The 15,223-nt window shown below is 69.1% G+C and carries 10 protein-coding genes; 9 read left to right on the top strand and 1 reads right to left on the bottom strand.

The window, feature by feature from the left end; translation table 11 throughout:
- Positions 1-288: 288 nt before the first annotated feature.
- From DN051_RS11525 to DN051_RS11490, 8 genes are all read left to right on the top strand, one after another.
- On the top strand, positions 289-1,704 hold the full coding sequence (locus tag DN051_RS11525; protein WP_112438650.1) for an extracellular solute-binding protein: 1,416 nt from the start codon (positions 289-291) through the stop codon (positions 1,702-1,704).
- A 127-nt stretch (positions 1,705-1,831) separates the two neighbouring features.
- Positions 1,832-2,791 carry a carbohydrate ABC transporter permease gene (locus DN051_RS11520; protein WP_112438649.1) on the top strand — a complete coding sequence of 320 codons (960 nt, stop codon included), beginning with the start codon at positions 1,832-1,834 and terminating at the stop codon, positions 2,789-2,791.
- Positions 2,792-2,806: 15 nt separating this feature from the next.
- On the top strand, positions 2,807-3,682 hold the full coding sequence (locus tag DN051_RS11515; RefSeq protein ID WP_053761381.1) for a carbohydrate ABC transporter permease: 876 nt from the start codon (positions 2,807-2,809) through the stop codon (positions 3,680-3,682).
- A 118-nt stretch (positions 3,683-3,800) separates the two neighbouring features.
- Positions 3,801-5,423, top strand: coding sequence for a glycoside hydrolase family 13 protein (locus DN051_RS11510; RefSeq protein ID WP_112438648.1), 1,623 nt, complete (start codon positions 3,801-3,803; stop codon positions 5,421-5,423).
- A gap of 426 nt (positions 5,424-5,849) precedes the next feature.
- The gene (locus DN051_RS11505; protein WP_112438647.1) at positions 5,850-7,295 is read left to right on the top strand and encodes an aminotransferase class III-fold pyridoxal phosphate-dependent enzyme; all 1,446 of its coding nucleotides are present in this window, start codon (positions 5,850-5,852) and stop codon (positions 7,293-7,295) included.
- Between the two features lie 102 nt (positions 7,296-7,397).
- Entirely contained in the window at positions 7,398-9,587 is a 2,190-nt protein-coding gene (locus DN051_RS11500; protein ID WP_425471752.1) for an IucA/IucC family protein, read from the top strand.
- A 155-nt stretch (positions 9,588-9,742) separates the two neighbouring features.
- On the top strand, positions 9,743-10,540 hold the full coding sequence (locus DN051_RS11495) for a GNAT family N-acetyltransferase (protein WP_112438646.1): 798 nt from the start codon (positions 9,743-9,745) through the stop codon (positions 10,538-10,540).
- Between the two features lie 368 nt (positions 10,541-10,908).
- Positions 10,909-12,885 carry an ATP-dependent DNA helicase gene (locus tag DN051_RS11490; RefSeq protein ID WP_053761385.1) on the top strand — a complete coding sequence of 659 codons (1,977 nt, stop codon included), beginning with the start codon at positions 10,909-10,911 and terminating at the stop codon, positions 12,883-12,885.
- Between the two features lie 373 nt (positions 12,886-13,258).
- Here DN051_RS11490 and lexA read toward each other — a convergent pair whose 3' ends face one another.
- Entirely contained in the window at positions 13,259-14,038 is a 780-nt protein-coding gene (lexA, locus tag DN051_RS11485) for a transcriptional repressor LexA (RefSeq protein WP_053761386.1), read from the bottom strand.
- 564 nt (positions 14,039-14,602) lie between these two features.
- Here lexA and nrdR point away from each other — a divergent pair.
- Positions 14,603-15,157, top strand: a complete 555-nt coding sequence (gene nrdR, locus DN051_RS11480) for a transcriptional regulator NrdR (RefSeq protein WP_053761387.1) — start codon at positions 14,603-14,605, stop codon at positions 15,155-15,157.
- Positions 15,158-15,223 lie beyond the last annotated feature (66 nt).

The raw sequence follows: 15,223 nt of genomic DNA, 5'->3' as shown, positions 1-15,223 counted from the left end.
GGCCCCACGCGCAACGGCGCCGCGCACCAAGCCATGACACCGCACGGCAAGTCACCGCATGACGTGACCTGATCGTGCACCCTCCCGGCGTTCGCCGCGGAAGCTCTCCCTTCGTTTCCGTCGTATCCCTGACGTGGATCCTGCATGCCGTCCGCGAATCTCTGTCAAGCAATTGCGAAATCAGCGCGAGATATTGCGTTCACTTGTTCACGGTGGTTGAGTGAGCGGCGCCCCACAACGCATCGGCGGTGGGGCGCCTTCCACGTTCATGCCCGAAGGGGTCCACCCATGAGAAGTGCTCGGTTCCGCCGTGTCCGCCGTGTCGGCGCCCTGACCGTCGTCTCCGCTCTCTCGCTCACCGCACTGGTGGCCTGCGGCACCAGCAGCAGCGACGACGACGACTCCGGATCCAACAACAGCGGGTCGTCGAACCCCGCTGCACCGCTGGACCCGAAGACCAAGGTCACGATCACCATCGACTGCATGCCCCCCACGGCGAAGGCGGCCGAGCTGAAGGAGTGGAAGCAGGACGTCGCGGAGTTCAACAAGAAGTACCCGAACGTCACCATCGAGGGCCGCTCCACACCTGGTCAGTGTCTGGAACCCGCGCGGTTCACGGCCATGTTGAAGGCCAAGTCCCAGCCCGACGTGTTCTACACGTACTTCACCGACCTGCCCCAGGTGCTGGACAACGCCGGCGCCGAGGACATCAGCGCGTACGTCAACGACAAGACGGTGCCGAGGCTGAAGGACATCGACCCGAACGTCCTCGCCTCGCTCAAGCAGGACGGCAAGCTGTACGGCCTGCCCACCAGCAACTACACGATGGGCCTGCTGATCAACCGCAAGCTGTTCGAGCAGGCGGGACTCGACTCCGACGCGCCGCCGAGCACGTGGGAGGACGTCCGCGCCGCGGCCAAGAAGATCGCCGGCCTCGGCAACGGCATCGCCGGCTTCGGCGAGTACAGCGCAGGCAACACCGGCGGATGGCACTTCACCGCGCAGATGTACAGCCTCGGAGGCGACGTCGTCGACGAGAGCGGCCAGAAGGCGGCGTTCAACAACGAGTTGGGCAAGCAGGTCGCCGAGAACCTGTACGCGATGCGGTGGGACGACAACAGCATGGGCAAGACCCAGCTGCTGAAGTGGGGCGACCTGCAGAAGCAGATCGCCACCGACAAGCTCGGCATGTTCCTTGCCGCGCCCGACGACATCGCGTACATGGTCCAGCAACTCGGCGCCAAGTACCAGAACTTCGGCATGGGGCCGATCCCGGGCGAGCAGAGCACCCTCGCCGGCGGCAACAACTACATGATCAAGAAGGGGATTTCCCCGGACAAGATCAAGGCGGCCGTCGCCTGGCTCAACTTCAAGAACCTCACCGTCGGCAAGGGCCAGTTCGACTGGGCGCGCACCAAGGCCGACGGCCTGCCGGTCGGCATCCCGCAGCCCAACTTCTGGCTGAACGAGTCCAAGACGGCGGACGACGCCGCCCGGACCGAGCACGCCACGATGCCGGTCGAGAACTTCAAGGCCTTCATGGACAACCCCGTCCCCGGCAAGGCCGAGCCGCCGAAGGCCCAGGAGGTCTACAAGATCCTGGACAACGTGATGTCCGGCATCCTCACCAACAAGGACGCCGACATCGACAAGTTGCTCTCCACCGCCGAACAGCAGGTCAACCAGGTTCTCGCCACGCAGTGACGGACGCCGCGCCGGGGACGGGCTCCAGCCCCGTCCCCGGCGTTCGGCCCGTCACCCGGCACGGACCACGAACCCCGCTCCGCCGGGAGCGGGGAGGCAACCGGTAGACCTGCACCGAGGAGCAATGATGTCGGCCCCGAGCCTGACCCCGAGCAAGGCGGAGAGCAGCCGCCGCACTCCGCCGCGCGCCGCGGGCGACGCATCGCCCGGCAGCCCCTTCGCCAAGAGCCTGCGCCGCAACCTCACCGCCCACGGCTTCCTCGTCGGCGCGGTGCTGTGCTTCGCCTTCTTCTCCTGGTACCCGATGGTCAGGGAGTTCCTGTTGGCCTTCCAGAAGACCGAGGGCGGCGAGGTCTCGTGGGTGGGCCTGGACAACCTGAGAACCGTCTTCAACGACCCGGCGTTCTGGCAGGCGTGGCGCAACACCCTGCTGTTCACGGTCCTCGCCCTGGTCCTCGGCTTCGCCGTGCCGTTCGCCGTCGCCGTGGTGATCAACGAGTTCCGGCACGGCAAGGGCTACCTCAGACTGCTCGTGTACCTGCCGGTGATGCTCCCGCCGGTCGCCGCCGTCCTGCTGTTCAAGTACCTCTACGACCCGGGCTACGGACTCCTCAACGAACTCTTCGGCTTCTTCGGACTCCCAGAGCAGCAGTGGCTCCAGGACGCCGACATCTCGATGCTCTCCGTCGTCATCGCCTCGACCTGGATGAACATGGGAGGCGCCGCCCTGATCTACCTGGCCGCCCTCCAGGGCATCCCGGGTGAGCTCTACGAGGCGGCCGAGCTGGACGGAGCGGGCCTGTTCCGCAAGATCTGGCATGTGACGATCCCGCAGACGCGGCTCATCCTCTCGCTGATGCTGCTGATGCAGATCATCGCCACCATGCAGGTCTTCGTCGAACCGTTCCTGCTGACGGGCGGCGCCGGACCCGAAGGCTCCACCACGACCGTCGTGTACCTGATCTACCAATACGCCTTCAACTTCAACAACTACGGTGCCGCGGCGGCCCTCGGCCTGCTCCTGCTCGTGATCCTCGCCGGATTCTCGGCGGTGTACGTCAAACTCAGCCGCGCCGAGAACGAGTAGGACCGGGAGACCAGCATGTCCACACGCACGCTCATATCGCCGGCCCAGCTCGCCAGGCCCCGCGGCAAGGCCGTCTACTGGGTGACGTTCGCCGTCGTCGTCGGCGGATTCACCCTCGTCTTCCTCGGCCCGCTCTACTGGATGATCTCCAGCGGCTTCAAGGACGCCCAGGAGGTCATCCAGACCCCGCCGACCCTGGTCCCCGGATCGTTCGAACCGGCCAACTACACCAGGGCCTGGGACGTCATGGACCTGTCCGGACTCCTCTTCAACACCCTGTACTACGCCTTCGGAGCCCTGGCCTTCCAACTCGTCCTCGACGTGGCGGCCGCCTACTCCCTCTCCAGGCTCCGCCCGGTCCTCGGCAAGGCCATCCTCGGCATGATGCTGGCGACCTTGATGATCCCCGCGACCGTGCTCGTCGTGCCGCAGTACCTGACCGTGCTCGACGTGCCGATCTTCGAACGCAACCTGCTGAACACACCCTGGGCGATCTGGCTCCCGTCGGTCACGAACGCCTTCAACATCTTCCTGCTGAAGCGCTTCTTCGACTCGATTCCCAAGGAACTCCTGGACGCCGCGGCGATGGACGGCGCGAGCCCGCTGCGCACGCTGTGGTCGATCGTGCTGCCGATCTCCCGGCCGATCCTCGGCGTGGTGTCGATCTTCGCGATCGTCGGCGTCTGGAAGGACTTCCTCTGGCCGATGCTCACCCTGCCCGACCCGGCCAAGCAGACCCTCAACGTCGGCATCTACTCGCTCTCCAACGGAGTGCCCGTCAACGTGCTGATCGCCGCCCTCACCATCGCGTCGCTGCCGACGCTGCTGATCTTCCTGATCTTCCAGCGCAACATCATGAGCGGCCTTACCGCGGGCGGACTCAAGGGCTGAGCGCCCCGGGTCCCGCCTCCTCCCGCTCCGCTCCATCCCCAGCCTTCGCCGTCGGCACGTCCGACGCCCCGCTGTCCGGCCGGCGGCGAAGATCCACTCTGCCCGAAAGGACCGTCACGTGGCAGCCCCCATCCCGCACCGCACCGACGACTGGTGGCGCGACGCCGTCATCTACCAGGTGTACCCACGCAGTTTCGCCGACGCCGACGGCGACGGCACCGGGGACCTCGCGGGCGTCCGGGCACGACTGCCGTACCTCGCCGAACTGGGCGTAGACGCCATCTGGTTCACCCCGTGGTACCTCTCGCCACTGGTCGACGGCGGCTACGACGTGGCCGACTACCGCACCATCGACCCCGCCTTCGGCACCCTCGCCGACGCCGAGAAGCTGATCGCCGAGGCCCGCGACCTCGGGATCCGCACCATCGTCGACATCGTGCCCAACCACGTCTCCGACCAGCACGCCTGGTTCCAGTCGGCCCTCGCCGCCGGGCCCGGCAGCCCGGAGCGCGGCCTCTTCCACTTCCGCCCCGGCCGCGGCGAGAACGGCGAACTGCCCCCCAACGACTGGCCGTCCCAGTTCTCCGGCCCGACCTGGACCCGAGTGCCCGACGGCGAGTGGTACCTCCACCTCTTCACGCCCGAACAGCCCGACCTCAACTGGGCCCACCCCGCCGTCCGCCGGGAACACGAGGACGTCCTGCGCTTCTGGTTCGAACGCGGCGTCGCCGGCGTACGCATCGACTCCGCGGCCCTGCTCGCCAAGGACCCCGCCCTCCCCGACTTCGAGGAGGGCGCCGACCCCAACCCCTTCATCGACCAGGACGAACTGCACGACATCTACCGCTCGTGGCGGTCGATCGCCGACACCTACGGCGCCGTCTTCGTCGGCGAGGTCTGGCTGCCCGACGCCGAACGCTTCGCCCGCTACCTGCGGCCCGACGAACTCCACACCGCGTTCAACTTCAGCTTCATGACGTGCCCCTGGGACCCGGACCGGCTGCGCCGCGCCGTCGACGACACGCTCGCCGAGCACGCCCCTGTCGGCGCCCCGGCGACCTGGGTCCTGTGCAACCACGACGTGACGCGCACCGTCACCCGGTACGGCCGCCGCGACACCGGCTTCGACTTCGCCGCGAAGACCTTCGGAACCCCGACCGACCTCACCCTCGGCACCCGCCGGGCCCGTGCCGCCGCCCTGCTCACGCTGGCACTGCCCGGATCGGTCTACCTGTACCAGGGCGAGGAACTAGGCCTGCCCGAGGCCGACATCCCCCTCGACCGCATCCAGGACCCCATGCACTTCCGCTCCGGCGGCATCGATCCGGGCCGCGACGGCTGCCGCGTACCGATGCCCTGGATCGCCGACGCGCCCTACTGCGGCTTCGGATCCGAGACGGAACCGTGGCTGCCGCAGCCCGAGGACTGGGCCTCCTACGCGGCCGACCGCCAGGCCACCGACCCCACCTCGATGTACGCGCTCTACCGCGAGGCGCTTCGGCTGCGCCGCACCGCACCAGGATTCGGCGACGGCCCGCTGGCCTGGCTGCCCGCCCCCGCCGGTGTCCTCGCCTTCGAGCGCAGCGACGGCCTGAAGTGCCTGGTCAACCTGTCCGGGACGGCCGTGGAACTCCCCGCACACAGCACCGTCCTGCTCAGCAGCGGCCCCCTCGACGAGCAGGGCCGCCTGCCCCAGGACACCGCCGTCTGGCTGCGCGACCCGGCCCCGGCTCAAGCCTGATCAGCGACCCGCCGCCCGGGCTCCGCGGTGCCACCGGCATCCGGCCCGGGCGGTTCGTCATACGGGGACCCCGGCGGTTCCACCCCGTAATGATCTTGAAAAGGCCCGTAACCCCATAGCCCCATCGCGGTTGGTAGCGGTGTGGGCGAGCAGCGGGGCCGGTCAGTGGTGCCCAGATGGTGAGGACGGCCTCGGGCCGAACCCACCGGGGCCCGAGGTCACGGCCGCCCCGAAGCAGCGAGCGGGCTGGATCGGCGGTGGGGCTGGTACACGCCCCGAACGCGACCCCTCCGCTCGACGGCCCGCCGCCGCACGCCGCCCGCCGACCGAGGCGAGCGCGGTCCAGGAGCAGGGAAGGGGTGTTCGGGGCCGGATGAGGAGAGCGAGAGGCGGACTTGTCGCCCGTCAGCGGCAGGACGGGGAGCGGTGACCGTGACCGAGGGGATTTCGCGCCGCCAGCCGGTGCGCGAACCGGCGGCGCGGACCTATCCGCGCGCCCTGCCGATCGTGCCGGTCCGGGCACGTGGCCTGACCGTCGAGGGCGCCGACGGGCGCCGCTACCTGGACTGCCTCTCGGGCGCCGGCACCCTCCCCCTCGGCCACAACCATCCGGTCGTCCTGGAGGCCATCCGTACGGTCCTGGACTCGGGTGCACCACTCAACGTCCCCGATCTCGCCACCCCCGTCGAGGACGCCTTCGTCACCGAGCTGCTGCGCACCCTTCCACCAGGACTCGCGGATCACGCGCGCGTCCAGTTCTGTGGCCCCACCTCCACGGACGCGGTAGAAGCGGCATACGCACTGGTCAGGGCGGCAACGGGACGGACCGATGTCCTCGCCTTGGTGGGCGCCGAGCATGGAAGGACATCTGACGTCCCTCCCTCCGCAAGCGCCCCCGAAACCTCCGAAGGCCGGAACGACGCCTTCGCCGTACGAGGCCGCCCTCTGCCCTATCCCCATGACTACCGCCGTCCTTCCGAAGCCGATGCCACCCGCGGCGCGGAACTCGCCGCCCGCTGGACCGAGGACCTCCTCGACTCCCAGCCCCCGGGCACATCCGCACCGGCAGGCGTGATCCTGCAAACCGTCCAGGACGAGGGCGGGGTGCTCCCCGCGCCCGACACCTGGGTACGAGCCGTTCGACGCAGCACCGCCACCCGCTCCATCCCCCTGATCGTCGACGAGACCCGGACCGGCGTCGGCAGAACGGGGGCCTTCTGGGCCGTGGAACACAGCGGGGTGACGCCCGACGTGATGGTCCTCTCCGAGGCCATCGGCGGCAGCCTGCCACTGGCCCTGGTGGTCCACCGCGACGACTTCGCGACCGACCGACCCTCCGTTCCCTCCGTTCCTCTGCGCGGGAACCAGCTCGCCATGGCAGCGGGCGCCGCGACCCTCGCCCATGTCCGTGAGCACCAGCTCGCCGAACGAGCAGCCGCACTCGGCACCCGCATGCTGTCCCAACTGCGCGAACTGGCCCGGCAGTCCCCCCGCGTAGGCGACGTACGCGGACGAGGCCTGATGCTCGGCGTCGAACTGGTGACCCCCGCACCGGCGCACACCCCGGACTCGTCGACCCCGGACCACACCCCGACTCCGCACTCACCTGCTCCAGAACTGGCCGCCGCCGTCCAGCGGGAGTGCCTCCGCCGAGGTCTGATCGTCGGCCTGGGCGGCCGCCACATGAACGTCGTACGACTGCTCCCACCTCTGACCATCAGCGACGAACAGGCGTCCGCAGTACTCGACCGCTTGTCCGACGCACTCGTGGCTGCGACAAGCAACAGCCACCATCACACCGTTTGCAACCCGGCGGCGCGCGGAACCCCACGGCAACACGCCCGCGCCCGTCACACCGAGCGGGCACCGTAACGGGTGCGCCGACGCAGCCAAGCCCCGGAAACGGCGCCTGCCCCACCCCAGTTCCGCTCGATTCCCCCCACCTGAACCAGAACGAGCTCCACGAGGACCCACGTGACCACCGCCCCCACACCAGACGGTCGCCTCCGCACCCCCACACAGCGCTCCTCCGATGCGCAGACCCCACCCCCGCCGACCAGCCCGACGGACCCCGCCCAGCAGAGCGAAGCATCCGGCGCCCAGCCGAGGGAGGACGACGAACTCCGGCAGGACGTCGAATTCCGGCCAGACACCACCCGCCCGTGCGGCATCAGGGCCGACCTCATGGAGCACCCGGACGCCCACACCGTGGCGCAAGCGGCCACCCTGGAGAGTCTGCTGCGCTGCTGGGCCAGGGAGACCGGCGCCGCGGCTCCCGACGACGGCACTCTCCGTGTCCCTCTCCCTGCCAGTGGCGCCCTCCTTCTAGTACCTGTGCACTACTGGTCGCCCACGGGCTGGCACCGTTTCGGCCTCCCGTATCTTGCGGACGCCCACCAGCCTTGTCCGCCTCTCGACGCGGTCACCGTCGCGGCCCTGCTTGCCAGAGAGTCGCTCGGAGGGGTACCCCCACAGCGTGCGCCTGCGGGAACCCTGCCTGGCACCCCCGCCCCGCCTGCCCCAACCGCCGCGTCCGTCGGCGCCTCGTTCAGCGCCGAGACGACTGCCCCCGCACCGTCTGCACCTGCCGCAGCACCCACTCCTCCTGTGACTCCCGCCTCCGCCGCGGCATCCACTCCTTCCGTGACACCCGCCCCTCCCGTAGTCCCCACCCCCGGCGACAGCACCGACCTCGTCGCACGCGTCGCCGACTCCGTCCGCCGTACCGCCTCCTTCATCAGTGAGCGTCGGCTGGAGCCCGCCGACATCCTCGACCGATTCCTCTCAGCCGAGCAGTCACTTCTGCTCGGTCACCCGCTGCATCCGACGCCGAAGAGTCGCCAAGGCGTGACGGAGTCCGAAGCTCAGCTCTACTCGCCGGAACTGCGCGGTGCCTTCCCTCTGCACTGGATCGCCGTCGCTCCTTCCCTCCTGGCCGGCGACTCGGCGTGGACCGAGCGTGGTCGGGTGATCCCTGCTCCCCAGCTCATGGCCCAACTTGCCGGAGTCGATCTGCCGCTGCCAGACGGCTGTACCGCGCTGCCGCTGCACCCCTGGCAGAGCCGCGAGATCCGGCACCGCACCGATGTCGCGGCATTGCTCGACAAGGGACTGATCCGGGACCTCGGGACTCATGGCTCCCCTTGGCACCCCACCTCGTCACTCCGAACCGTCTACCGGTCCCACGCACCAGCCATGCTCAAGCTGTCCGTAGGACTGCACATCACCAACTCCCTCCGTCAGAACCTCCGCAAGGAACTCCACCGCGGAGTCGAGGTCCACCGACTGTTGCGCAGTGGGCTGTCCCAGCAGTGGCAGGCCGCGTACCCCCACTTCGACATCGTCCGCGACCCGGCCTGGCTCGGCGTCGACGGCTCCGACGGCGCACCCGTAGCCGGCCTCGACGTGATGATCCGGCACAACCCCGTCAAGCCGTCCGACGACATCTCCTGCGTCGCCGGACTCGTCGGGCCCCGACCTCGCCCGCCCCGTCCCGATACCCGGCCGGGTGCACCCGGCCGTCCCCCGCGCAGGACGGCGACCATGCGGTCCCGGTTGGCGGACCTCGTCATGCGGCTCGCCGCGCGGACCGGCCGCCCGGGAGGAGCTGTCGCAGCCGAGTGGTTCCTCCGCTACCTCGAACATGTCGTCCGTCCCGTCCTGTGGCTGGACGGTGAGGCGGGGATCGCGCTGGAGGCCCACCAGCAGAACACCCTCTTGGTGCTGGACGCCGACGGTTGGCCGGCGGGCGGCCGTTACCGCGACAATCAGGGCTACTACTTCCGCGAGTCCCGGCGTGCCGAACTCGATGCGCGGCTCCCCGGTATCGGTGAGCGCAGCGACACCTTCGTGTCCGATGAGGTCACCGACGAACGCTTCGCCTACTACCTGGCGATCAACAATGTGTTCGGCCTGATCGGCGCGTTCGGCTCACAGCGGCTCGCCGACGAAACACTGCTTCTCGCCGCCTTCCGGCGCTTCCTCGAAAGCGCAGCGTCGGGCCCCGAAGCGCTGCGCAGTCCGCTCCTCACCCGCCTCCTCGACGCACCGGTCCTACGGTGCAAGGCCAACCTGCTGACCAGGCTGCACGGCCTCGACGAGTTGATCGGCCCGGTGGACACCCAGTCCGTCTACGTCACGATCGCCAACCCCCTCCGTCCGTGACCACTCCTCCAATGCCCGGCCGTCCCTGACAGACCCTCCTGTCCGCCCCCTACCGACCCTCCTGTCCGTCCCTGACCACCCCTATTCGTCGTTGCCCACCCACTCCCTTCATCCACGAGGAAGACGCCACACCCGCCTCCTGAGAGGAGCCGCCCGTGCCTCCGACCGACGCGAGCCCCGACGCTGGTACCGCACCCGTCACCGACAGGAACACCGGTACCGGCGAGAGCACCGACAAGCCTGCGGACGCGGAGGGCGACGACACGTTGGACCTGAGCCTTCCCGCAGGGCTCATCGAACTGCTCGCCAAGGAGGCGACCGGCGCGGACGCACGCCGGGCGGAGAGTGCCGCACGGCCCATGGCGTTCCCCCAAGCGCGCGACGACCTCCTCGACCACGTCGGTGACTGGGGGCCGACCGACACGCCCGTCGGGGTCTTCCAATTGGTTCCCGTGCGGATCGAACGGGATCTACGACTCCTCGGCCGGTGGATGAACGACCCGGCCGTGGCGGAGTACTGGGAGCTCGCCGGGTCTCAGAAGGTGACCGAGGAGTACCTGCGTGACCGGTTGGCCGGCGACGGTCGCTGCGTCCCCTGCCTGGGCGTACTGGACGGCACTCCGATGAGCTACTGGGAGATCTATCGTGCCGACCTCGACTCGCTGGCCCGCTATTACCCGGCCCGGCCCCACGACACCGGTATCCACCTCTTGATCGGTGATCCCGCAGACCGAGGCCGGGGCCTGGCCGGCACGCTTCTGAGAGCCGTGGCCGACCTGGTGCTCGTCAAACGGTTCGCCTGCGCACGCGTCGTCGCCGAACCCGACATTCGCAACTCTCCCTCCGTCGCGGCCTTCCTCAGCGGCGGTTTCCGGTTCGCCGTCGAGGTCGACCTGCCTGCCAAGCGGGCCGCCCTCATGGTCCGGGAGCGGTCCCTGCGTGATCTGCTGTAGCGCTGTGCCATGACGTCATCACATTTGGTACACCGCTCGCCGCGATTCGGTTCCCACTGGCGACACCGAATCCGTCGGAGCCCCACGGAATCCGACCCGGCCCCACGGGTTCGGATCGAGCCTCACCGATTCCAATCGGGCCCGACGGACTCCGATCGACCGGAATCGATCCCGAACCGACCCCACATCCGCTTCTAAGACACCGAACAAGTCGCACCCCGACACCCCGAACACGCACCCCCGCACCCCGGGCAGGTCGCACCCTGAAACTCCGCACGAGCACCACCCTGGAACCCTGCCTTGATCCCACCCCTCACCTCCTCGACGATCACCCGTTTGTCAGTGCCGGGCCGTAGGGTGGTCGAGCTATGACGAAGCCCTCACTCCCCGAACTCCTGCATGCAGCCGTCACAGCCGTCGGCGGCTCGGAGCGCCCCGGCCAGGTGACCATGGCCGAAGCCGTCGCGGAGGCGATCGACGACGGATCCCACCTCCTGGTGCAGGCCGGCACCGGCACCGGTAAATCGCTGGGATATCTCGTGCCGGCCCTCGCGCACGGAGAGCGAGTCGTCGTGGCGACGGCGACCCTCGCACTGCAACGCCAGCTCGTGGAGCGGGACCTGCCGCGCACGGTGGAGTCCCTGCATCCGCTGCTGCGCCGCCGTCCGGAGTTCGCCATGTTGAAGGGCCGGTCGAACTACCTCTGTCTGCACCGCCTCCATGAGGGTGTCCCGCAGGACGAGGAAGAGGGCCTTTTCGATCAGTTCGAGGCGGCTGCGCCCACCAGCAAGCTGGGCCAGGACCTGCTGCGGCTGCGCGAATGGGCGGACGAGACGGAGAACGGGGACCGTGACGACCTCACCCCCGGCGTCTCCGACCGGGCCTGGGCGCAGGTGTCGGTCTCGTCGCGGGAGTGCCTCGGCGCGTCGAAGTGTGCGTACGGCGCGGAGTGCTTCGCGGAGCTGGCGCGGGAACGAGCCAAGCTCGCCGAGGTCGTGGTCACCAACCACGCCCTGCTCGCGATCGATGCCATCGAGGGCGCACCGGTTCTCCCGCAGCACGAGGTGCTGATCGTGGACGAGGCGCACGAGCTGGTCTCCCGGGTCACCGGGGTCGCCACCGGCGAGCTCACGCCCGGCCAGGTCAACCGGGCGGTCCGCCGTGCCGCCAAACTCGTCAACGAGAAGGCCGCCGACCAGCTCCAGACCGCTTCCGAGGGCTTCGAGCGGCTGATGGAGCTGGCCCTGCCCGGCCGTCTGGAGGAGATCCCGGAGGATCTCGGATACGCGCTGACGGCGCTGCGCGACGCGTGCCGGACGGTCATTTCCGCCATCGGCGCGACCCGCGACAAGTCCGTGCAGGACGAGGACGCGGTGCGCAAGCAGGCACTGGCGTCCGTCGAGTCGGTACACGATGTCGCCGAGCGCATCACGCACGGCTCGGAATATGACGTCGTCTGGTACGAGCGCCACGACCGCTTCGGCGCTTCGCTGAGAGTCGCCCCTATGTCCGTCTCGGGTCTCCTGCGGGAGAAGCTGTTCGCGGACCGCTCGGTGGTGCTGACGTCGGCGACGCTGAAGCTGGGCGGCGACTTCAACGGCGTAGGAGCCTCCCTGGGGCTCGCCCCCGAGGGCACCGGGGGTGACGATCTGCCCCAGTGGAAGGGAGTGGACGTCGGCTCCCCCTTCGACTACCCCAGGCAAGGCATCCTCTACGTCGCCAAGCACCTGTCGCGTCCGGCACGGGACGGCGACCGGGCGGACATGCTCGATGAGCTGACGGAGCTGATCCAGGCGGCCGGCGGCCGCACCCTGGGTCTGTTCTCATCCATGCGGGCGGCTCAGCTGGCCGCGGAGGACCTGCGTTCCCGCATTCCGGAATACCCGATCCTCCTCCAGGGCGAGGAGACCCTGGGCGAATTGATCAAGAATTTCGCCAAGGACCCGAAGACCTGCCTCTTCGGCACCCTGTCCCTCTGGCAGGGCGTGGACGTCCCAGGTGCCAGCTGTCAGCTGGTCGTCATGGACAAGATCCCGTTCCCTCGGCCGGACGATCCGCTGATGAGTGCTCGCCAGAAGGCCGTCGACGACAACGGGGGCAACGGCTTCATGGCGGTGGCCGCCACGCACGCGGCCCTGCTGATGGCCCAGGGCGCCGGTCGGCTCGTAAGGGCGTCGGGGGACCGCGGCGTGGTCGCCGTACTCGATCAGCGTCTGGCCACGGCCCGCTACGGAAGCTATCTCAAGGCCTCGCTGCCCGACTTCTGGTACACCACGGACCGTAACCAGGTCCGGAAGTCGCTGGCCGCGATCGACGCGGCGGCGAACCAGGCGGGGGAGAAGTGAAGCAGACGCTGCGGAAGCGGCCGGCAGCGAAGTGAAACGGTTGCCGGACATGCGGCCTGCAGCAAGGTGCGACAGACGCCGGAGAGGTGCTCCGGCGGAGACGTAAAACGGACGCCCGAGAATGCGGACACCGGGGCAGCAACGGGGCCGGCCTGCCCCACACTGCGGCGGGCCGAGCGTCCCGATCGACCGACCGACGCTCTGCCGACGCGTAGGCCCGATGCACCCGCCAGCCCCCGGGGCTGCCCGGTGCCGGCGCAGCGACCTCGGGCCCTCCCCCCCACCGGCACAGCACAGGACCCCGGAACCGGCGCAGGGGTCCCGGGGCCCGGTCAGAGGTGGGTGGCCGTGTCACGGCCACCCACGACGGGCGTCACACCCGCCGCAGTACCGCGACCACCTTGCCGAGGATGGTTGCGTCGTCGCCGGGGATCGGCTCGTAGGCGGAGTTGTGCGGGAGCAGCCAGACATGGCCGTCCTCGCGCTTGAAACGCTTGACGGTGGCTTCTCCGTCGAGCATCGCGGCCACGATGTCGCCGTTCTCGGCCACCGGCTGGCGGCGCACCGTCACCCAGTCGCCGTCACAGATCGCCGCCTCGATCATGGAATCGCCGACCACCTTCAGCACGAACAGCTCGCCGTCGCCGACCAGCTGCCGGGGGAGGGGGAAGACGTCTTCGACCGACTCCTCGGCGAGGATGGGTCCACCGGCGGCGATACGGCCGACCAGCGGAACGTACGACGCGGCCGGCTTGCCGGCGGTGTCCGTGGGCTGCACGGACGCGGCCTGGTCGGAGCCGCGGACCTCGTACGCACGCGGGCGGTGCGGGTCACGGCGCAGGAAGCCCTTGCGTTCAAGTGCCATCAGCTGGTGTGCGACCGAAGACGTGCTGGACAGCCCGACGGCCTGGCCGATCTCCCGCATGGACGGCGGGTAACCGCGCCGCTGCACGGAGTCCCTGATGACCTCGATCACCCGGCGCTGCCGATCGGTCAGCCCGGAGCTGTCCGCCCGGATGCCTGGAGGTCGGCCCGGTAGGGAGCGCTTGTGCCCCTCGGGATTCGTGGCTTCGTTCATCGCATGCACCGGCTCGAGTCGGCCCTGGGAGCGGTCCTGGGCAGTGATGATGGCACTGTCTGCGGTGGTGGTCACGTCGGCCCCTCTCGATGGTCTCCCTGCTGGACAACGGTAGTTGCTTTCGAAAGGTTGCGCCAAACACACGTTCGAGTGAAAAAGCGTGAATCACCGGACGCGATCACGTGTCTGGGTGTATTGCCGACGCGTTGCCCGTCAGGCGAAAGCGTCCCTTGTTGTACTGTTCACCGCCGGGGAGCCGGCCCCTTCGGAGTGCCGCCCAGTCTGCCATTCGGCGTCCTGCCGACCAGGTGCTGACCCCTGTCTGCCCGGGAGTCCCACGGCTTCTCCCTGCGGCGCTCACCGTATCTCCCCAGGTGCTGCTGCGACACGCCTGTGGGGCTTCGTGTCGCGCGTGGCGCCGCGTGCGCGTGCCCGCGAGCGTTTCCCCTGTCGACACGCGAGATGGTGGTCGATGTGCGAGCCAATCCCCACATCTAGTGGTTGGATGGCATCAACGGCCCAGAAGTTGTGGTCCCCCCGGTCTTCGGGCCTCCGGCGATCGCCTATGCTTGTGGTCGCTTCGAGGGGCCCACGGGTCTGTTGAGGCTATTGAGTCTGCTGTGAGGAGGGTTGGGAATCATGCACTGCCCCTTCTGCAGGCACCCCGACAGCCGCGTCGTCGACAGTCGTACGACGGACGACGGCACGTCGATCCGCAGGCGCCGCCAGTGTCCGGACTGCTCCCGTCGTTTCACGACCGTGGAGACGTGTTCGCTCATGGTGGTCAAGCGGTCCGGAGTCACCGAGCCTTTCAGTCGTACCAAGGTCATCAACGGTGTGCGCAAGGCATGCCAGGGACGGCCTGTCACCGAGGACGCACTCGCCGTGCTCGGCCAGCGGGTCGAGGAGGCGGTGCGTGCCACCGGGAGCGCCGAGCTGACCACCCATGACGTGGGGCTGGCCATACTCGGCCCGTTGCAGGAGCTCGACCTCGTCGCCTATCTGCGATTCGCGTCCGTCTACCGGGCGTTTGAGTCGCTGGAGGACTTCGAGGCGGCGATCGCGGAACTCAGGCAGCAGCCGGGAAGCCCCGCCGCGGACGACGAAGACGGCGGCCGGGGGAGCCAGGAGGACGTACGCGGGTGCGGGGGGACCTCTCAGGTCCCCGAGCCCGCAGGCGCCGCCGACCGATAGGCGGGCCGGCACCGGACGCGCGTCCGGATCCGGCGTCGGTCGACGGCGATCCAAGACCTGTCGCGG

This window comes from Streptomyces cadmiisoli, assembly GCF_003261055.1.
Lineage (GTDB): Bacteria > Actinomycetota > Actinomycetes > Streptomycetales > Streptomycetaceae > Streptomyces > Streptomyces cadmiisoli.
The sequence above is the reverse complement of the archived record's forward strand: the minus strand, read 5'-3'. Positions and strand labels throughout refer to the sequence as shown.

Excerpts from the sequence above, each read along its gene's own strand:
- DN051_RS11525 (WP_112438650.1), top strand. The coding sequence starts at position 289 with ATGAGAAGTGCTCGGTTCCGCCGTGTCCGCCGTGTCGGCGCCCTGACC.
- DN051_RS11520 (WP_112438649.1), top strand. The coding sequence starts at position 1,832 with ATGTCGGCCCCGAGCCTGACCCCGAGCAAGGCGGAGAGCAGCCGCCGC.
- DN051_RS11515 (WP_053761381.1), top strand. The coding sequence starts at position 2,807 with ATGTCCACACGCACGCTCATATCGCCGGCCCAGCTCGCCAGGCCCCGC.
- DN051_RS11490 (WP_053761385.1), top strand. The coding sequence starts at position 10,909 with ATGACGAAGCCCTCACTCCCCGAACTCCTGCATGCAGCCGTCACAGCC.
- nrdR (WP_053761387.1), top strand. The coding sequence starts at position 14,603 with ATGCACTGCCCCTTCTGCAGGCACCCCGACAGCCGCGTCGTCGACAGT.